16 protein-coding genes are annotated in these 18,105 nt (G+C 72.9%); 11 read left to right on the forward strand and 5 right to left on the reverse strand.

The genetic code is table 11. The annotated features are described in order from the left end of the window. Positions 1-19: 19 nt before the first annotated feature. Positions 20-1,288 (forward strand): hypothetical protein, encoded by a 1,269-nt coding sequence (locus AB0E98_RS05510; protein ID WP_361698864.1) that lies wholly within the window; start codon positions 20-22, stop codon positions 1,286-1,288. A gap of 96 nt (positions 1,289-1,384) precedes the next feature. Here AB0E98_RS05510 and AB0E98_RS05515 read toward each other — a convergent pair whose 3' ends face one another. Then, entirely contained in the window at positions 1,385-3,460 is a 2,076-nt protein-coding gene (locus AB0E98_RS05515; RefSeq protein WP_361698866.1) for a transglycosylase domain-containing protein, read from the reverse strand. Between the two features lie 220 nt (positions 3,461-3,680). Here AB0E98_RS05515 and AB0E98_RS05520 point away from each other — a divergent pair, with 220 nt between their 5' ends. Next, positions 3,681-4,079, forward strand: a complete 399-nt coding sequence (locus tag AB0E98_RS05520; protein ID WP_311610766.1) for a BlaI/MecI/CopY family transcriptional regulator — start codon at positions 3,681-3,683, stop codon at positions 4,077-4,079. Positions 4,080-4,107: 28 nt separating this feature from the next. On the opposite strand, the gene AB0E98_RS05525 is transcribed toward AB0E98_RS05520, so the two are convergent. Then, entirely contained in the window at positions 4,108-4,797 is a 690-nt protein-coding gene (locus AB0E98_RS05525) for a nuclease-related domain-containing protein (RefSeq protein ID WP_361698869.1), read from the reverse strand. A gap of 341 nt (positions 4,798-5,138) precedes the next feature. Here AB0E98_RS05525 and AB0E98_RS05530 point away from each other — a divergent pair, with 341 nt between their 5' ends. The 3 genes from AB0E98_RS05530 to AB0E98_RS05540 all read left to right on the forward strand — a co-directional run bounded on the left by AB0E98_RS05530 (position 5,139) and on the right by AB0E98_RS05540 (position 8,808). Further along, positions 5,139-6,053 (forward strand): DUF4142 domain-containing protein, encoded by a 915-nt coding sequence (locus tag AB0E98_RS05530; protein WP_361698871.1) that lies wholly within the window; start codon positions 5,139-5,141, stop codon positions 6,051-6,053. Between the two features lie 6 nt (positions 6,054-6,059). Further along, a complete protein-coding gene (locus AB0E98_RS05535) occupies positions 6,060-7,121 on the forward strand; it encodes a DUF1996 domain-containing protein (protein ID WP_361698873.1) in 1,062 nt (353 codons plus the stop codon). Positions 7,122-7,245: 124 nt separating this feature from the next. Continuing rightward, positions 7,246-8,808, forward strand: coding sequence for an alpha/beta hydrolase (locus AB0E98_RS05540; RefSeq protein ID WP_361699358.1), 1,563 nt, complete (start codon positions 7,246-7,248; stop codon positions 8,806-8,808). A 67-nt stretch (positions 8,809-8,875) separates the two neighbouring features. Here the strand turns inward: AB0E98_RS05540 and hemQ are convergent, their stop codons facing one another. Together hemQ and hemG are read right to left on the reverse strand one after the other, a co-directional pair. Continuing rightward, positions 8,876-9,601: a hydrogen peroxide-dependent heme synthase gene (hemQ, locus tag AB0E98_RS05545; protein WP_361698875.1), complete on the reverse strand. Its 726-nt coding sequence runs from the start codon at positions 9,599-9,601 to the stop codon at positions 8,876-8,878. Positions 9,602-9,611: 10 nt separating this feature from the next. Continuing rightward, positions 9,612-11,048, reverse strand: a complete 1,437-nt coding sequence (hemG, locus tag AB0E98_RS05550; RefSeq protein WP_361698877.1) for a protoporphyrinogen oxidase — start codon at positions 11,046-11,048, stop codon at positions 9,612-9,614. A gap of 154 nt (positions 11,049-11,202) precedes the next feature. Here hemG and AB0E98_RS05555 point away from each other — a divergent pair, with 154 nt between their 5' ends. The 3 genes from AB0E98_RS05555 to pcaG all read left to right on the forward strand — a co-directional run bounded on the left by AB0E98_RS05555 (position 11,203) and on the right by pcaG (position 13,763). Then, positions 11,203-12,396, forward strand: coding sequence for a thiolase family protein (locus AB0E98_RS05555; protein WP_361698879.1), 1,194 nt, complete (start codon positions 11,203-11,205; stop codon positions 12,394-12,396). Between the two features lie 75 nt (positions 12,397-12,471). Beyond that, positions 12,472-13,203, forward strand: coding sequence for a protocatechuate 3,4-dioxygenase subunit beta (gene pcaH / locus AB0E98_RS05560; protein ID WP_361698881.1), 732 nt, complete (start codon positions 12,472-12,474; stop codon positions 13,201-13,203). Next, positions 13,203-13,763: a protocatechuate 3,4-dioxygenase subunit alpha gene (gene pcaG / locus AB0E98_RS05565; RefSeq protein ID WP_361698883.1), complete on the forward strand. Its 561-nt coding sequence runs from the start codon at positions 13,203-13,205 to the stop codon at positions 13,761-13,763. Before pcaH ends, pcaG begins: the two co-directional genes overlap by 1 nt. Before the next feature lie 36 nt (positions 13,764-13,799). Here pcaG and hemE read toward each other — a convergent pair whose 3' ends face one another. Next, a complete protein-coding gene (gene hemE / locus AB0E98_RS05570) occupies positions 13,800-14,864 on the reverse strand; it encodes a uroporphyrinogen decarboxylase (RefSeq protein ID WP_361698885.1) in 1,065 nt (354 codons plus the stop codon). A gap of 91 nt (positions 14,865-14,955) precedes the next feature. Between hemE and AB0E98_RS05575 the strand changes: the two genes are divergently transcribed. The 3 genes from AB0E98_RS05575 to AB0E98_RS05585 all read left to right on the forward strand — a co-directional run bounded on the left by AB0E98_RS05575 (position 14,956) and on the right by AB0E98_RS05585 (position 17,918). Continuing rightward, positions 14,956-15,618, forward strand: a complete 663-nt coding sequence (locus AB0E98_RS05575; protein WP_361698887.1) for a DUF3000 domain-containing protein — start codon at positions 14,956-14,958, stop codon at positions 15,616-15,618. 281 nt (positions 15,619-15,899) lie between these two features. Beyond that, positions 15,900-16,559, forward strand: a complete 660-nt coding sequence (locus AB0E98_RS05580; protein WP_126916532.1) for a response regulator transcription factor — start codon at positions 15,900-15,902, stop codon at positions 16,557-16,559. An 81-nt stretch (positions 16,560-16,640) separates the two neighbouring features. Continuing rightward, positions 16,641-17,918 (forward strand): ribonuclease D, encoded by a 1,278-nt coding sequence (locus AB0E98_RS05585; RefSeq protein WP_361698889.1) that lies wholly within the window; start codon positions 16,641-16,643, stop codon positions 17,916-17,918. Positions 17,919-18,105 lie beyond the last annotated feature (187 nt).

The raw sequence follows: 18,105 nt of genomic DNA on the forward strand, positions 1-18,105 counted from the left end.
GGTGCCAGGGAGTACGACGTTGTCGAAGACGTTCTCGAAGAGGTCTGTCTACGGTCCGACGGCGCTGGGCTCCATATGCATAGCGACGGCGCTGGTCGTCGTGCTGACGCAGGGCGACGGGGGCGAAGGCCGCAAGGGCAACGCCTCGTCGTCCTCCGAGCGGGCCGGCGGGACGGACGCGGCAGGTGACGGCAAGAAGCAGGACGAGGAGCCCTGGGACGGCAAGGTCAAGGTCCTCGGGGACGGCTCGACGTCCTTCACCGGCCCGCAGCCGAAGGTCGCCAAGCCCGAGAAGCTGAAGCCCGGCGAGAAGCCCCCGCAGTTCGTCGTCTTCTCCTGGGACGGCGCCCTGGAGGGCGACGACCACCTGTTCTCCCATTTCCGGGAGGTCGCCAAGCAGAACAACGCGCAGATGACGTTCTTCCTGACCTCCATGTATCTGCTGCCGAAATCGAAGGCGACGCTGTACAAGCCGCCGCAGCACAAGCCGGGCGACGCGGCGATATCCTACGCAACCGACCAGCACATCCGGGACACCCTGAATCAGGTGCGCGGCGCCTGGCTGGACGGCAACGAGATCGGCACCCACTTCAACGGTCATTTCTGCGGCACCAAGGGCGGTGGCGACTGGAGCCCGGCGGAGTGGAAGAGCGAGATCGAGCAGTCGTACTCCTTCGTGGAGAACTGGAAGACGAACACCGGCTACAAGGACCTGCCCCCGCTGCCCTTCGACTACAAGAAGGAGCTGGCGGGCGGCCGCGCCCCCTGCCTTGAGGGGCAGAAGAACCTGCTGACGGCGGCGAAGGACTTCGGCTGGCGCTACGACGCCAGCTCGCCCGGCGACTTCCAGCTGTGGCCGTCCAAGATGAGCGGCATCTGGAATTTCCCGCTCCAGCTGCTCCCGTACCCCAAGAGCGACAAACAGGTCCTCTCCATGGACTTCAACTTCCTCTACAACCAGTCCGGCGACAACACCAAGGGCGACCCGGCGAAGTACGAGGAGTGGCGGAAGCTGACGCGCGACGGCTATCTCAACGGCTTCAATCGCGTCTACAACGGCAGCCGGGCTCCGCTTTTCATAGGCAACCACTTCGAGGACTGGAACGACGGCATCTATATGAAGGCCGTGGAGGACGTCATGAAGTCGGTGTGCAAGAAGGACGGGGTGCGCTGCGTGTCCTTCAAGCAGCTGGCCGACTGGCTGGACGCCCAGGACCCCAAGGTGCTGGCGAAGCTGCGCGGCCTGGACCCCGCGCAGGCGCCGGACTGGAAGACGTTCCTGAAGTGAAGTCCGGCGCGGTACCGCGCCCCTAAGGGGCGCTGGGAACCGCGCGACAAGCCCCCACCGGCCCGCGCCGGCAGAACCGCGCCCCCAGCGGGAGCGTCAGCGCTTGGCCATGTACCGCGTCCAGATGTCCCCCGGGTACGTGCTCCCCTGAACCGTCTTCGCGACGCCGCCCAGCCCGTCCAGGGGCAGCAGCTCCTGGGTCTTGGGGTCGATGCGGGAGAGCGAGACGGCCGTCGACACCGTGCCCCGGTAGCCGGCGAACCAGGCGGACTTGTTGTCCGTGCCGGTGCCGGCGGTGGCCGCCGTGCCCGCCCCGGCGGCCTTGGCCGCGGCCCCGTGCCCGTTCTGCACGCCTTGGCGCAGGGCGTCGTCCACCGCGCCGGCGACGCTCGCGGACAGCGCGCGCACGGCGACGGATTTCTCCACGGACACGGGGTCGCCGTTGCGGCTGACCTCCGTGACGGAGTACGGCTCGGCGTTCATGCCCTTGGCCGCGAAGGTGGCGTAGGCGGCGGCCATGCGGATGGCGCTGGGCCGGGTGGTGCCGAGGGAGAAGGCGGGCACCTGCGGGCCGAGGCTGTCCTCCAGGATTCCGCACTGGACGGCCGTGCGGCCGACCTTGTCCAGGCCGACGTCCATGCCGAGCTGCATGATCGAGGAGTTGACGGACTGGGCCACCGCCTCCCGCAGCGGGATCTTCCCCCAGGACTTGTCGCCCTCGTTGCGCCCCTTGACGATCTTCCCGGAGCGGTCCCAGTAGGGGCCCTCGGGCGTCCGTATCGCGATCTTGTCGTCGCCGTCGTAGACGGTGGCGGGGGTGACGGGGACGCGGGGGCCGCCGCGTTCGCGCTGGATGCCGTTGGCCAGGGCCGAGGCGTAGACGAACGGGGAGAAGGCCGTCCCCGCCGGGACGACGGTGGAATTGGCGTCGTTGAAGCCCTGCTTGAGGTAGTCCGGCCCGCCGTAGAGGGCGACGATCCGCCCGTCGGCCATGACCGAGGCGGCCCCGATCCGTACGTCCCGGTCGGCTTCCCGCTTGTCGGGGTCGAGGCCCCGGGTGGCGTCGGCGACGGCCCTGGCCAGGCCGTCGGCCTTGGGCTTCTCGAAGGTGGTGCGGATCTGGTAGCCGCCGAGGTCGAAGTCCGCGTCGGAGACGTCGGTGTGGGCGCTCACATAGGCGCGGGCGGTGTCGACGAGATAGCCGGTCTGCCCGGTCAGCCCGGCCGGCTTGGGCGGGGCCTTGGGCTCGGGGAAGGTCGTGTACGTGGCCCGCTCCTGCGGCGAGAGCTTGCCGATGACGACCATGCGGTCCAGGATCCACTTCCAGCGCTCCACGGCCCGCTCGTGGTTCTTGGGACCGAGCGAGGGGTCGTAGAGGCCGGCGCCCTTGAGGAGGGCGGCGAGGAAGGCGCCCTCGCTGGGGGTGAGCTCCGAGACGTCCTTGCCGTAGTAGGCGTGGGCGGCGCGCTGGATGCCGTAGCTGCCGCGCCCGTACCAGCTGGTGTTGAGATAGCCCTGGAGTATGTCCGATTTGCTCATCTTGTTGTCGAGCTTGACGGCGATGAACATCTCGGTGAGCTTGCGCGTGAAGGTCTGCCGCTGGTTGAGGTAGGCGTTCTTCACGTACTGCTGGGTGATGGTGGAGCCGCCCTGGGTGTCCCCGCCGCCGATCATCTTCGTGACGGCCCGGGTCATACCGCTGACGGAGACCCCGCTGTCGGTGTAGAAGGTCTCGTTCTCGGCGGCGAGGGCGGCCCAGCGCACCTTCTCGGGGACCTTGTCCAGGGAGGCGTCCTGGCGGTTCACGGGCCCCGTGCGGGCCATCTCGCTGCCGTCGGCCCAGTAGTAGACGTTGTCCTGCTGGGTGGCGAAGGCGTTGAGGTCGGTGGGGATGTCGGTGGTGGCGTAGAGGACCGCCACGGCGGCGGCGAGGGTGCCGAAGAGGCAGCCGAACAGGCCGAGGGTCTGGCGCCACGAGGGTATCCAGCGGCGCGCGCCCGTCCGGCCCGGGCGGGGGTAGGCGGGCCGCAGCCGGGCCAGGCGGGTACCGAGGGCGCCGGTACGGGCACCGGTGGCGCCCCGGCGGGGACGGGCCGCCCGGTGGCCGGAAGAGCTCGTGCCGACGCCCGGGCCGGCACCCGTGGCGGCCCGCTGCCCTCGGCGGCCGCGCACGGAAGCGAAGGGTTTACGGGCACGCGCCCTGCTGCGCCGTTCGCTCACCGCTCTTGTCCCCGCCCTTGCCCGAACATCCGTCTTCGGTTCTGCCGATCGATTACCGGGAGTCTGTCATACCGGAATCTGAAGGTCCGTCCGTTAGGTCACCCGGAGTCCGTTAGTCCTTTACACTCCTGTAGAGGTCATGACGGGCACAGCGGAAGGAACGCCGGAAGAGATGGAAGCGGCCGCACCCGCCGACGACGTGCGCCGGGGCCGGCGCCGTGCCAACGGCGCGCTGGAGGGCGAGGTCCTCGCCGCGCTACAGCGCGCGGGCACCCCGCTGACCCCCCGCGAGGTCCAGAGCACCCTCCCGGGCGAACTGACCTACAGCACGGTGGTCACGATCCTTTCCCGGCTGCTCGTCAAGGACGTGCTCACCCGCACCCCGCGCGGCCGCGCCTACGCCTACGCTCCCCTCACCGACGAGGCCGGGCTCGCCGCCCGCCGGATGCACAAGGTGCTCGAGGGGCGCCCCGACCGGGAGATCGTGCTGACCCGATTCGCCGACGGCCTGGCCCCCGAGGACGCGGACCTGCTGCGGCAGCTCCTCACCGGCATTCCCCGGCCCCGCTGACCCGTCCCCCTCCCGGAGCCGTCGCCGGTCACGCCCGGAGCCAGACGCGCCGGTTGCGTGCCACGGTGTGGATCCGGTCCACCCGCTCCGGGCGCAGCACGCCGCCCAGCCTGCCGAGCCCCGGTACGTCCCGCTCCCGCAGCACCCGTACGTCCTCCGGCGGGCCGGTCGTCCCGACCTCGGCCGCGCCGACCAGTACCAGGACGGGCCGCGCCCGCACCGGGAAGTCGCAGCCCCGCGAGAGCACGAGCGAGGACCGCGCCGCGCTGTGCCGGATCCGCCGGACGTACGGGCGGGGGTGGCGCTCCCCCGCGTAGCGGACGGCGGTGTCGTCCACCGTGAGCCGTGCCCCTTGGGCGGGCTCGGGGGCGACGCAGAACACTCCTCCGGGGCCGATCAGCAGATGGGGGATCACGTCGTCCCCCGGCAGGACGATCGAGTGGACGACCTCCCAGCCGCCCGCCGTCAGCAGCTCCAGCGCCGACCCGACGAGCTGTTGGACAGCCAGCTCGCGGCGCCAGGTGTCCTCCACGGGCCGCCGGCCGAGCAGCCGGGCGAGCACGAGTCCCACGCGGCCGGTCCGGGACGCCTCCAGCCTGGCGCGCAGGGTCTCCCCTGGGCGGTTCGGGGCGAGGTCGTCGTCGGGTGGGAGGAAAAGCCTCTCGGGGTCGTAAGCCTTTCCGTTCGCGCTCCTCTTCGCTTCCGGCCGCTCGCGCACGCCCATCACCCCCACCCGCCATACTGCCGCAGAAGTGCGGGAACCAACCCAATCGGACGTCCGTTGAACCGGTCGAGGCCCCGCGGCATCCCCCCGACCGCGGGGCCTCGTCCATGCCCGGGCCGGCGGCGGAAGCGCGCACCCTACCGGTGGCGGCCCGCTCCTCGGGCACCCTCGCCCCGGAAGTGACGTGGCGCACAGTCTCCCGCCGGATTCCTCCGGAGCGGCGGAGCCGCAGGTCGGCCCGGGGTTCCGGGGCCAGCCCGCCGGCAGGGCTTCCCGGAATCCCCTTGGCGATCAGCACCGGGCCCCTAACGTGCGGTGCCGCACAAGGAGGTGCCATGCGATCCCCGAAAGGCGCCGTACGTTCCCTCACCGGCACCGGTCTGGTCGTCACCGCCCTGGTGGCGACGGCCGCCGCGCTGCTCTTCCCCCTCTGGTCGTACCGCGACCGCGCGGGCCCGGGCACGGGCGTCGCCGATCTCACGGCGGGCTCGGTGTCCACCCGCTTCGGGCCGCTGTCGGCGGCCGACCGCGACTTCGTCGCCCGGGTCCGCCAGGCCGGGCTCTGGGAGCTGCCCGCCGGCCAGCAGGCCATGGAGCGGGGCGGCACGGCGGCCGTGAAACGGGCGGGCGAGCATCTCGTCGAGGGCCACACCTCGCTCGACCGGCACGTCCGCGACGTGGCCGCGCGGCTGGGCGTCGATCTGCCCAGCCAGCCCGCCGCCGAGCAGCGCGGCTGGCTGTCGCGGCTGGACGCGGCGCACGGCGCCGCGTACGACCACGAGTTCACCAACGTCCTGCGGCTCGCGCACGGCCGGGTCTTCGCGCTGGTCGGGCAGATCCGCGCGGCCACCCGCAACGCGGCCGTGCGCGAGCTGGCCGAGGACGCCAACGCGACCGTCCTGGACCACATGAAGGTGCTGGAGGACACCGGGCTCGTCGACTTCGACGCCCTCACGGCGCAGCTGGGGCAGCCGGGGCAGCTGGGGGCGCCGCCGTCCGGGGCTCCGGCCCCGTTGTCGTCCCCGGGCGCCGCCGTCACCGGTCCGCCCCCGTCGGCCGTGAACCCGTCGGCTGTGGCCCCGTCCCCCGAGTCGCCGACGCCGCCGTCCGGCTCCCCGGCGTCGTCCCCGTCGTCCCCAGCCTCGTCCTCGTCCATGTCGGTGTCCCCGCCCTCGCCCGAAGCACCGTCGTCCTCTCCCTCACCACGGACCTCCTCCCCCGCGTCCCCCTCATCCCCCGAAGGGAACTGAGCCGTCATGACCGCCGCTCACCGGCGCCGCCTCGGCGCCCGGCACCTGATCCTCGTCGCACTGCTCGCGTTACTCGGCTCGGCGGGCACCTTCGCCGCCGTCACCGGCAGCGCCTCCGCCCATCCGAGTCCGTCACCCAGAGTGACAGACCCCACTGACAGTCACGCCCACGGCGGCACCTCCCCCGCCGATTTCGCCGACATCCGCCGCGCCCGCCCCGACGCGCGACCGCCCCGGAACCTGCCCTCCGCCTCCACCGGGACCTTCACCGCCCGCTGCGGCCGCAACGAGAACGGCCACCGCAACCCCGACAACTTCATCGTCACGCCGGGCGTGCGCAACGGCGCCCACCACCTCCACGACTACGTCGGCAACCTCTCCACCGACGCCTTCTCCACCGACGGCTCGCTGCGCGCGGCCGGCACCACCTGCGCCCGGGGCGACAAGTCGGCGTACTTCTGGCCCGTCCTGCGGCTGACGGGCACCGAGCCGGACACGGAGGGAGACGAGGGAGACGGCAGCGGGAACTCCGGGCGCGTCCTGACCCCCGACAGCGTGGCCCTCACCTTCCGCGGCAGCCCCACCGCCAAGGTCACCGCCATGCCGGAGGGGCTGCGCGCGATCACCGGTGACGCGAAGGCCTTCACCAACGGCAGCAACGGCACCGACGACGCCAAGGACGCCCGCGCCCGCTGGAGCTGCACCGGTTTCGCCGACCGGCACCTCACCGACAAGTACCCGCTCTGCCCGCGCGGCAGCGCGGTCGTACGGCTGCTGGACTTCGCCAGCTGCTGGGACGGGCAGCACACCGACTCCGCCGGGCACCGGACGCACCTGGTCTTCCCCGACAGCGCCACGGGTCGCTGCGGGCGCGGGTTCACGCCGGTGCCGCAGCTGCGCATGGAGCTGACCTACAGCGTTCCCCGGGGCCCGTCCTTCGCCGTGGACAGCTTCCCCGAGCAGCTCCGCAAGCCCGTCGCCGACCACGCCGACTTCGCCGACGTGATGCCCGCCGGGCTGATGGCGACCGTCGTGCGCTGCGTCAACGAGGGGCGGCGCTGCGGCTGAGCGGGGACCGGCCTCTCTTCGGGCGCATCGCACCCGACATCGCACCCCGGTGCTTTACTTCATCAACTACTGGCCTAATTATCCCTTTTGCCGCATTACATATGAAGGGATGGCGCCAGTGCCACTGAGAGCAGCAGCCCTGTACGGAACCCTCGGATCCCTGGTCCTCACAGGGCTCACCGGCCTCCCCTCCGCCCCGGCCCATGCCCATGCCCCGGACGGGCGGGCCGAGGCCCACGGTGTCGCCCAGGCGGCCAAGCTGGCCGCCGCCCGGGGCGTCGACTTCGACGACTGCCCCGCCTCGGAGGGCCTGCCCGCCCCCATCGAGTGCGGCACCGTGACCGTGCCGCTGGACTACGCCCACCCGGGCGGCAAACAGATCAACCTCACCGTCAGCCGCGCCCGCGCCCTCGGCCGGGAGGAGGACCGGCAGGGCGCCATCGTCTTCAACCCCGGGGGCCCCGGCGGCAACGGCATGTTCTACCCGCTGCTCACCCGCCTCCCCCAGTGGCGGAACGTCGCCGAGGAGTACGACCTGGTCGGCTACGCCCCCCGCGGCGTGGGCCGCTCCGCGCCGCTGTCCTGCGTGAACCCGGCGGGCTTCGGCAAGGGCCCCACCCAGGCGCCCGAGCACCCCACCGAGGTGTACAAGAAGGACCAGGTCAAGAAGGCCAAGGCCTACGCCCAGGGGTGCGCCCGCCGCAACGGCGCCGACCTGCGCCACTTCACCAGCGTCAACAACGCCCGGGACCTCGACGTCCTGCGGGCCGCGCTCGGCGAGCGGAAGCTGACGTACGTGGGCGCCTCCTACGGCACCTACTTCGGCGCCCTCTACGCCACGCTCTTCCCCACGCACGTACGCCGCATGGTCTTCGACAGCGTCGTCAACCCCGACCCCCGCAAGGTCTGGTACGGCAACAACCTGGAGCAGTCCGCCGCCTTCGACCGCCGCTGGGCCGACTGGCGCCGCTGGGCCGCCCGGCACCACGCCGTCTACCACCTGGGACGCACCCCCCAGGAGGTGCTGGCCTCCTACGAGAAGGCGGTCCACGCGCTGACCCGCCGGGCCGCCGGCGGCAGGGTCGGCCCCGGCCAGCTCCAGGGCGTCTTCCTCAAGGCCGGATACACCGACAGCTTCTGGGCGCGCGCCGCGCAGGTCCTCTCCGCGTACCTCCAGGGCGACGACAAGCCGCTGCTCGCGGTGGCCGGCGGCGAGGCGGGCGCGCGGGCGGCCGAGAACGAGAACGCCGTCTACACGGCCGTCGAGTGCAACGACACACCCTGGCCGCACTCCTGGGAGGTGTGGGACCGCGACAACAGCAAGCTCGCCGAGCGGGCGCCGTTCGAGACATGGAGCAACGCCTTCATGAACCTGCCGTGCGCCTACTGGCAGGGTCCGCGGCAGAAGCCGCTCGACGTCCGCCCGGGCCGGAAGTCCGGCCTGCCGCCCACGCTGCTGCTGGCCGCCGAGCGGGACGCGGCCACCCCGTACAAGGGCGCGCTGGAGCTCCAGAAGCGGCTCCCGGGCTCGTCCCTGGTCACCGAGCGGGACGCGGGCACCCACGGCATCGGCGGCGGGCCCAACACCTGCGTCAACCGCTACCTGGAGACGTACCTGCTGACGGGCGACGTCCCCGCCCGTCGCGTCTACTGCGCGCCTCGCCCGGAGCCACGCGCGACGACGTGACGTCGTTCACGCACGAATGACGCCGGGCGGACCGACCCTGCCGGTCCGCCCGGCGTCGTCGTCCGGCTCAGGCGAGCCCGGCCACCAGGTCGGCCACGGCCTTGCGGCGACCGGTGTAGAACGGGACTTCCTCCCGCACGTGCATCCGCGCCTCGGAGGCCCGCAGGTGACGCATCAGGTCGACGATGCGGTACAGGTCGTTCGCCTCGAAGGCGAGGATCCACTCGTAGTCGCCCAGCGAGAACGAGGCGACCGTGTTGGCCCGGACGTCGGGGTAGCCGCGCGCCATCTTGCCGTGGTCGGCGAGCATGCGACGGCGGTCCTCGTCGGGCAGCAGGTACCAGTCGTAGGAGCGCACGAACGGGTAGACGCTGACGTAGTCGCGCGGCGTCTCGTCGGCGAGGAACGCCGGGATGTGCGACTTGTTGAACTCGGCGGGGCGGTGCAGCGCCATGTTCGACCAGACCGGCTCCAGGGCGCGGCCCAGCTTGGTGCGGCGGAAGAGGTTGTACGCGTCCTGGAGGGCGTCCGAGGTCTCGGAGTGCCACCAGATCATCACGTCGGCGTCGGCCCGCAGCCCCGACAGGTCGTAGGTGCCGCGCACCGTGACGTCCTTCTCCGCCAGCTGGGCGAAGAGCTCCTCGACCTCCTCGGCGTAGCCGGCGCGGTCCTGCGGCAGCACGTCGCGCAGCTTGAACACCGACCAGAGGGTGTAACGGATGACCTCGTTGAGGTCCTTGGCCTTCTTGCCGGCGTTCGGGATCTTCACAGGGGCGTCAGAGGCGTCAGTCATGTCCCTATTCTCACTCGCCGCCGCCGGCGTCTTCCGTCAGGGTCGGCGTGAGCGCCGCCAGGACCTCGTCGGCGGCCCGCCGGCCGCTCGCGACGCAGGCGGGGATGCCCACACCGTCGTAAGCCGCCCCGCAGACGCGCAGACCGGGCAGGTGGGAGACCTCCTCGCGGATGCGGGCGACCCGGCCGAGGTGGCCCACCGGGTACTGCGGCAGCCCGCCGTACCAGCGGGTCACCCGGGTCTCCACCGGTGCCGCCGCGAGGCCGACGGCCTCACCGAGGTCCTTCAGCGACATCGATACCAGCTCGGAATCCTCGCGCTTCAGATCCTCCTCGTCGCCAAACCGCCCGATCGAGGTACGCAGCACGAAGAGGTCCGGGGCGGAGTCGGCGTTCCAGCGCCACTTGTTGCTGGAGAACGTGGACGCCTTGATCTTGCGGCCGTCGACGGGCGGCACGAGGAAACCACTGCCGTGCAGCAGCCCCGCCACGTCGGAGCGGCGGAAGGCCATGGTGACCAGGGCCATGGAGGCGTACTCGATGCCGGCGAGCCCGGCGGAGGCCTTTGGGGCCGCGGCGTGGAGGATCCGCGCGGCCTCCGGCGCGGGCGCGGCCAGCACGACCGCGTCGGCCTCCATGATCCAGTCGGAGGAGTGGACCTCCCACTCGTCGTCGGCCCATCGCAGATCGTGCACGTAGGTGTTGAGGTAGATCTCGCCACCCTTCGCCCGAACCGCGTCCGCGACGGCACCCGGCAGCGTTCCGATGCCGCCCTCGATGCCCATGAAGACCGGCCCCGACTGCTGCGGCGCGGCGGCCGCCCGCTCCTGGAGCGCCTTCACGGCCGCGGTCAGGGTGCCGTGCGCGCGCGCCGCCTCGAAGAGCTGGGGGACGGCGGTCCGCAGGGAGATGCGGTAGGCGTCGCCCGCGTAGACGCCGCCGAGCAGCGGCTCGACCAGCCGGTCGACGACCTCGTGGCCCATCCGCTCGGCGACGTACTCGCCGATGGCGACGTCCTCGCCCAGCTCGGTGGGCGGCAGCTCCTCGTCCTTCGCGACCCGGGCCAGGCCCTCGGCGGACAGGACGCCGGAGGCGGCCACCTCGGCGAGGTCGCCGGGGACGCCCATCATGTGGCCCTTGGGCAGGGGCCGCAGCTCACCGCGAGTCCAGAGCGACGCGGTGGCGGCGGGCGGCATCAGCCGGTCGCCGAGGCCGGCCGCGCGGGCCAGGTCCACGGCCTCGGGGCGGCGGGCGAGCACCGACTCGGCGCCCAGGTCCACGGGCGCGCCCGCGATCTCGCCCGCGAGCAGCTTCCCGCCGACGCGCCCGGAGGCCTCCAGGACCGTCACGCGCACCCCGCCCTCCAGCAGCCGCAGGGCCGCCGCCAGGCCGGAGACGCCGCCGCCGATGACCACCACATGCCGCGAGGGGGTGTGCGCTGCGCTCATGACTCCACTGTCTCAAACCGCCCCTCCCGGCCGGTCGGCACCCCATTGCCAGCGGTCGGGAGCGGGCATTGACAGTGATCGGGAGCGGGCCGAGACTCGCGCGCAATATGACCGTCTCACCGTCCCACCCGCCACGAACGTTTACGGAGACCCCATGAACGACCGCATCCGGGATGTGTACATCGTCGACGCCGTCCGCACCCCGGTCGGGAAGTACGGCGGCGCCCTCGCCTCCGTACGCCCCGACGACCTGGCCGCACACGTCGTGCGCGCCCTGGTGGACCGGTCCCCCGACCTGGATCCGGCCCGCGTCGACGACGTGGTGCTGGGCAACGCCAACGGCGCGGGCGAGGAGAACCGCGACGTGGCCCGGATGGCGGTCCTGCTCGCCGGGCTGCCCGTCTCCGTGCCCGGCGCGACCGTCAACCGGCTGTGCGCGTCCGGCATGGAGGCCGTCGTCCAGGCGTACCGGGCCGTCGCCCTGGGCGACGCGTCCGTGGTGATCGCGGGCGGGGTGGAGTCGATGAGTCGCGCCCCCTGGGTGCTGCCCAAGCCGGAGCGGGCGTTCCCGGCCGGCCACCAGGAGCTGTACTCGACGACGCTGGGCTGGCGGATGACCAACCCGGCCATGCCGCCCCGGTGGACGGTCTCCCTCGGCGAGGGCGCGGAGCTGATCGCCGACAAGCACGGCATCACCCGCGCGGATCAGGACGCCTTCGCGCTGGCCAGCCACCGCAAGGCGGCCGCGGCGTGGCGGGAGGGCCGTTACGACGCCGAGGTCGTGCCCCTGGACGGGGTGGCCCTCGCCCGGGACGAGTCGATCCGCGACAGCACGTCGACGGAGGCGCTCGCGGCGCTGAAGCCCGCCTTCCGGAAGTCCGGCGGCACGGTCACCGCGGGCAACTCCTCCCCGCTCAACGACGGCGCGGCGGCGCTGCTGCTCTGCGACGAGGAGGGACTGCGCACGACCGGCCGCGAGCCGCTGGCGCGGATCCGGGCGACGGCGGTCACCGGCATCGAACCGGACCTCTACGGCCTCGGCCCCGTCGAGGCGGTGCGGCGGGCCCTCACGAAGGCGGGCCGCACGTTCGCGGACGTGACGGACTTCGAGCTGAACGAGGCGTTCGCCGCCCAGGCCCTGGGATGCCTGGCGGAGTGGCCCGAGCTGGACCCCGCCGTCGTCAACCGGCGCGGCGGGGCGATCGCCGTCGGCCATCCGCTGGGCTGCTCGGGCGCCCGGCTGACGGGCTCGGTCGCCCACGCCCTCGCGGCGGCCGGGTCGGGGACGGGGCTGGCGGCGCTGTGCGTCGGCGTCGGCCAGGGGCAGGCGCTGGTCCTCGAACGCTGACAAGCCCCCGGAGGCTGACCGACAATCGCCGGTCCGGCGGGGATCACCGCCGCCGGACCGGGGTAGGCCATGGCCATGGCAGCGCCCGAAGCGATACGCGAACAGGAACGTGACCGGCGTGACCGGACCGGGGCACCCGCCCCCGAGCCCTATCTGGGCCCCGCCGAACGCCACCCCCGGCAGCCGCTCGTACCGCTCGCGCTGTCCCCCGGCGCCGTCGAGCTGACCGGGCCCGTGTTCGGGGCGGCAGATGTGAGCCCGCTGGACGCCGATCTGACGCGGCAGCACCCGGGTGAGCCGATCGGCGAGCGCATCACGGTCTCCGGCCGGGTCGTGGACGGCCGGGGGCGCCCCGTACGGGGCCAGCTGGTGGAGGTGTGGCAGGCCAACGCCGCCGGCCGCTACACCCACCGGCTCGACCGCCATCCGGCGCCGCTCGACCCGAACTTCACCGGCACCGGCCGCTGCCTGACCGACGACGAGGGCCGCTACCGCTTCACCACGATCCGGCCCGGCGCCTATCCGGTCTTCCCGGACGCGAACGTCTGGCGCCCGCCGCACGTGCACTTCTCGCTCTTCGGCACGGCCTTCACCCAGCGCCTGGTCACCCAGATGTACTTCCCCGGCGACCCGCTCCTCCCCCACGACGGGGTGTGGCACTCCGTCGCCGGCCCGGCCGCCCGGCGACGGCTGATCGCCGCCTACGACCCCGGGCTGAACGACCCGGCGGCGTCCACGCTCGGCTACCGCTGGGACATCGTCCTGGACGGTCCCGCCGCCATCCGGTCCGAGGAGGGCCGTCACTGATGCCGTCGTCGTCGCGCGCCACGCCCTCGCAGACCATCGGGCCCTTCTACGGCACGGCTCTGCCCTTCCCGGGCGGCCCGGACGCCGCCCCCGCCGGCCATCCCGGCGCGATCACCATCCACGGCCGGGTCCTCGACGGTGAGGGCATGCCGGTGCCGGACGCGCTCCTGGAGTTCTGGCAGGCGTCCCCGGACGGTTCCCTCACCGGGTCCCCGGGCAGCCTCCACCGCGACGGGGCACGCTTCACGGGCTTCGCCCGCGTTCCCACGGGCGGCGACGGCCACTACGCGCTGCGGACGCTGCCGCCGGCGGAGGGGGTGCCGTATCTGGCGCTGTGCCTCTTCGTCCGGGGGCTGCCGCGGAATCTCTTCACGCGGATCTATTTCCGGGAGCCGGACGGGGACCCGCTGCTGGGCGCGCTGTCGCCGGAGCGGCGGGCGACGCTGTTGGCCGCGCCCGATCCGGGCGGGCATCGGACGTACCGCTTCGACGTGCGGCTGCGGGGCGAGGCCGAGACGGTGTTCCTCGACTTCGCCGTTTCCAGCCCGTCCGGCGTTTGAGGACCGAGGGTCCGGGGGGCGGAGCCCCCGGTCGGCTCAGCGCGCCGTGCGCTCGTGCACGTACTCCACCAGGTGCGTGAGCGCGTCCGGATCCATCGTGGGCATGACGCCGTGCCCGAGGTTGAAGACGTGGCCCTCAAGGCCACGCGCGGCGGCCAGCACCTCGTCCGTCTTCGCCTCGACCGCCTCGCGCGGCGCGAAGAGCACCGCCGGGTCCAGGTTGCCCTGGAGCGCCTTGCCGGGGCCCACGCGCCGGACGGCCTCGTCCAGGGAGACGCGCCAGTCGACGCCGACGACGTCCGCGCCGGCCTCGCCCATCAGGCCGAGCAGCTCACCCGTGCCCACACCGAAGTGGATGCGCGGCACGTCGTAGCCGGCGACGGCGTCGAAGACCTTGCGGGAGGCGGGCATGACGTAGCGCCGGTAGTCGGCGGGGGCGAGGGCGCCCGCCCAGGAGTCGAAGAGCTGGATCGCGCTCGCGCCGGCCTCGATCTGGACGCGCAGGAAGGCGGCGGTGATGTCCGCGAGGCGGTCGACCAGGTCGGCCCACAGCTCCGGGTCGCCGTACATCATGGCCTTGGTGTTCTCGTACGTGCGCGACGGGCCGCCCTCGATGAGGTAGCTGGCCAGGGTGAAGGGCGCGCCGGCGAAGCCGATGAGGGGGGTGGTGCCCAGCTCGGCGGTGAGCATGCCGATGGCCTCGGTGACGTAGGGGACGTCGGAGGGGTCGAGGGCGCGCAGCCGGTCCAGGTCGGCGCGGGTGCGGACGGGCTCGGCGACGACCGGGCCGACGCCGGGCTTGATGTCGAGGTCGACGCCGATGGCCTTCAGCGGCACCACGATGTCGCTGAAGAAGATCGCGGCGTCGACGCCGTGCCGGCGCACCGGCTGGAGGGTGATCTCGGTGACGAGGTCGGGCCGCATGCAGGACTCGAGCATGGGGATGCCCTCGCGCACCTTGCGGTACTCGGGGAGCGAGCGGCCCGCCTGTCGCATGAACCACACGGGCGTGTGCGGCACGGGCTCACGGCGGCACGCCTTCAGGAACGCCGAATCGTGTGCCGCGGTGCGGCCGGTCTGCTGCTGGCTGCGCTCACTCATGCCCCAAATCTTCGCACGGGCCGAACGAGTGACCCGCCCGTGTGGGTGTCCCTACCCGGAACAGCGGGTCCTTCCGCCTAGTCTTCCGGGCATGGCTGCGGCGCAGGGACACCTCTCGGACGGTCCGGACGACGCGGATGGGGAGGGCACCCCGTCCGTCTTCCGGCAGGCGGTCGCCGGGCTGCAAGGGGTACGCCTGCGGCCGGAGATCGAGCTGGACGCGACACCACCGCCCCAGCGGCTCGCCCCGTACTCGTACGCGCTGGAGGCGGCGGTCGTCGTGGACGACCAGGAGCTGGCGGACGGGCGGCTGATCCTGCTGCACGATCCGGCGGGACACGACGCCTGGGGCGGCACGTTCCGGCTGGTGACGCTGGTGCACGCGGAGCTGGAGCCGGAGATGGCGGCGGACCCGCTGCTGCCGGAGGTGTGCTGGTCCTGGCTGACGGGGGCGCTGGAGGCGCGCCGGGTGCCGTACGCGGCGATCAGCGGCACGGTGACGCGCGCCGGCTCCCACTACTTCGGGGGGCTGCGGGAGCGGGAGCCGTCGACGCGGATCGAGATCCGGGCGTCGTGGTCGCCGGCCCCCGCGAAGGGGCCGGCGGGGGCCGAGCGGGCGGTGCCGGACACGGCGGCGCATCTGTCGGCGTGGTGCGACCTGCTGTGCCAGATCGCGGGGCTGCCGCCGGGGGGCGCGCCCGAGGCGGGCATCGTGTCGCTGCCGCAGCGCCGGGGGCCGCACAGCAGCCGCTGACGGGGGCCGCCGACCGGTGGCCGACTCCTGACGAACCACCCTTGACCGGCGGTTTTCGGTCAAGGGTGGTGGGTTATCCGGTCATGATTCCGACCGGGGAAACAGTCGAATCGATCGGGCAATCGTCTCAATTGCCCGAATTGTTACTCATCAATTCGTGATCATTCCCTAAAGCCGGGCCCTTTCATTGCCGAAGGACCTTGTGACCCTTCCCATACGGATCGCCCCGGCTTATCCCCAAAGTCGGCACCCGTCCCGCCACTCCCCCCACTGGAGGCCTGGTGTCCGTTCTCCTCGAGCAACCCGCTAGCCTCGCCTACCGCCCGAACAAACCCACGGCCATGGTCGTCGTCGCCGACCCCCGGGTCCGCTCCACCGTCACCCGGCATCTGTGGGCGCTGGGCGTGCGCGACGTGATCGAGGCCTCGTCCATCGCGGAGGCCCGGCCGCGCATCGGCAACCCACGCGACATCTGCGTGGCCGACGTCCACCTCCCGGACGGCTCCGGCCTGACACTGCTCTCCGAGACCCGCGCCGCGGGCTGGCCCAACGGTCTGGCCCTGTCCGCCGCCGATGACATCGGCGCCGTGCGCAACGCCCTCGCCGGCGGCGTCAAGGGCTATGTCGTCACCGGAACCCGTACGAACCTCGGCATCCCCGGTCGCCCCGGGGCCGCCCCCATCGGCTCCGCCGCCGCCCGGATGCAGCGCCGGCCCCCCGGCGCCCCCGGTCACCCGGGTGGCTACCGCGAGCTGTCCGGACGCGAGGTGGAGGTGCTGCGGCTGGTTGCGGAGGGCCAGTCCAACAAGGCCATCGGCGTCTCGATGGGGCTCTCGGCGCTCACCGTCAAGAGCCACCTCGCCCGGATCGCCCGCAAACTCGGCACCGGGGACCGCGCCGGGATGGTGGCCGTCGCGCTGCGCACCGGCATCATCCACTGAGCGCCCCCCGAAATCCCCGCCGCGCCCGTCGCCGGAACGTTCCGGCGACGGGCGCTTGCCATACACAGATACCCTTGACCGGTGACCGACGCCCAAGAGACCGCAGAAGACACGACACTGCGAACCACCGGGGGCGGCCCCCCGGACGACGTCGATTCGGCGCCGATCCCCCTGCTGGAGCCACGGGAAGGCATGCCCCCGGTCGTCGCCGACGCCGACGCCCTGGCCCGGGTCGTCGCGGCCTTCGCCGCGGGCACCGGGCCCGTCGCCGTGGACGCCGAGCGGGCCTCCGGCTACCGCTACGGTCAGCGCGCCTACCTCGTCCAGCTGCGCCGCGAGGGCGCCGGCACGGCGCTGATCGACCCGGTCGGCTGCCCCGACCTGTCCGCCCTCGGCGAGGCCATCGGCGACGCCGAATGGGTGCTGCACGCCGCCACCCAGGACCTGCCGTGCCTGCGCGAGATAGGGATGGCCCCGTCGCGGCTCTTCGACACCGAGCTGGCGGGCCGGCTCGCCGGCTTCGCCCGGGTCGGGCTCGGCGCGATGGTCGAGAACGTCCTCGGGTACGCCCTGGAGAAGGGCCACTCCGCCGTCGACTGGTCCACCCGCCCGCTGCCCGAGCCCTGGCTGCGCTACGCCGCGCTGGACGTGGAGCTCCTGGTCGACCTCCGCGACGCGCTGGAGACGGAGCTGTCCCGGCAGGGGAAGCTGGAGTGGGCCCACGAGGAGTTCGACGCCATCGCCTCCGCCCCGCCCCCGCCGCCGCGCAAGGACCCCTGGCGGCGCACGTCCGGGATGCACAAGGTCCGCCGCCGCCGGCAGATGGCCGTGGTGCGGGAGCTGTGGACCACCCGCGACAACGTGGCCCAGCGACGCGACGTCTCCCCCGGCAAGGTGCTCGGCGACGGCGCGATCATCGAGGCCGCGCTCAACATCCCGCCCAACACCCACGCGCTCGCCGCGCTGCCCGGCTTCGGGCACCGGATGAGCCGCAAGCAGCTCGAGCAGTGGCAGTCCGCGATCGACCGGGCCAAGGCCGTCCCGGACGCCGAGCTCCCGCAGCCCGGCCAGCCGCTGACCGGCCCGCCCCCGCCGCGCGCCTGGGCGGACAAGGACCCGCTGGCCGCCGCCCGGCTGACCGCGGCGCGCTCCGCCGTGTCCGAGATCGCCGAGCGGCTCACCATGCCCCAGGAGAACCTGATCACCCCGGACACGGTGCGCCGGCTGTGCTGGGAGCCGCCGAGGCACCCCACCGTGGAGTCCGTCGCCGAGGCCCTCACGGCCCACGGCGCGCGCGCCTGGCAGGTGGACCAGGTGACGACGGCGCTGGTCAAGGCGCTGACGGAGGCGACGGCCTAAAGGCCGCACACACCCACGGAAGGGCTGGATCCATCCAGCCCTTCCGTCGTTTTCAGGACCGGGGTCCGGGGCCGGGCCCCGGGACGGAATGTGACCTTCGCCGCTCCCGCCCAGGGGTCTGGGCAGCATGGTTACCCGCAAGTAGCATGACGGTGTCAGCCCGCACCGCGGCGGAGCCGTCTAGGCA

Origin of the sequence: Streptomyces sp. NPDC037389 (genome assembly GCF_040636475.1) — a bacterium.
Lineage (GTDB): Bacteria > Actinomycetota > Actinomycetes > Streptomycetales > Streptomycetaceae > Streptomyces > Streptomyces hesseae.

Coding starts and splice junctions, on each gene's coding strand:
- pcaH (WP_361698881.1), top strand. CDS start 12,472: ATGGCAGCGCCCGAAGCGATACGCGAACAGGAACGTGACCGGCGTGAC.
- AB0E98_RS05530 (WP_361698871.1), top strand. CDS start 5,139: ATGCGATCCCCGAAAGGCGCCGTACGTTCCCTCACCGGCACCGGTCTG.
- hemG (WP_361698877.1), bottom strand. CDS start 11,048: ATGAGCGCAGCGCACACCCCCTCGCGGCATGTGGTGGTCATCGGCGGC.
- hemQ (WP_361698875.1), bottom strand. CDS start 9,601: ATGACTGACGCCTCTGACGCCCCTGTGAAGATCCCGAACGCCGGCAAG.
- pcaG (WP_361698883.1), top strand. CDS start 13,203: ATGCCGTCGTCGTCGCGCGCCACGCCCTCGCAGACCATCGGGCCCTTC.
- AB0E98_RS05555 (WP_361698879.1), top strand. CDS start 11,203: ATGAACGACCGCATCCGGGATGTGTACATCGTCGACGCCGTCCGCACC.
- hemE (WP_361698885.1), bottom strand. CDS start 14,864: ATGAGTGAGCGCAGCCAGCAGCAGACCGGCCGCACCGCGGCACACGAT.
- AB0E98_RS05520 (WP_311610766.1), top strand. CDS start 3,681: ATGGAAGCGGCCGCACCCGCCGACGACGTGCGCCGGGGCCGGCGCCGT.
- AB0E98_RS05535 (WP_361698873.1), top strand. CDS start 6,060: ATGACCGCCGCTCACCGGCGCCGCCTCGGCGCCCGGCACCTGATCCTC.
- AB0E98_RS05575 (WP_361698887.1), top strand. CDS start 14,956: ATGGCTGCGGCGCAGGGACACCTCTCGGACGGTCCGGACGACGCGGAT.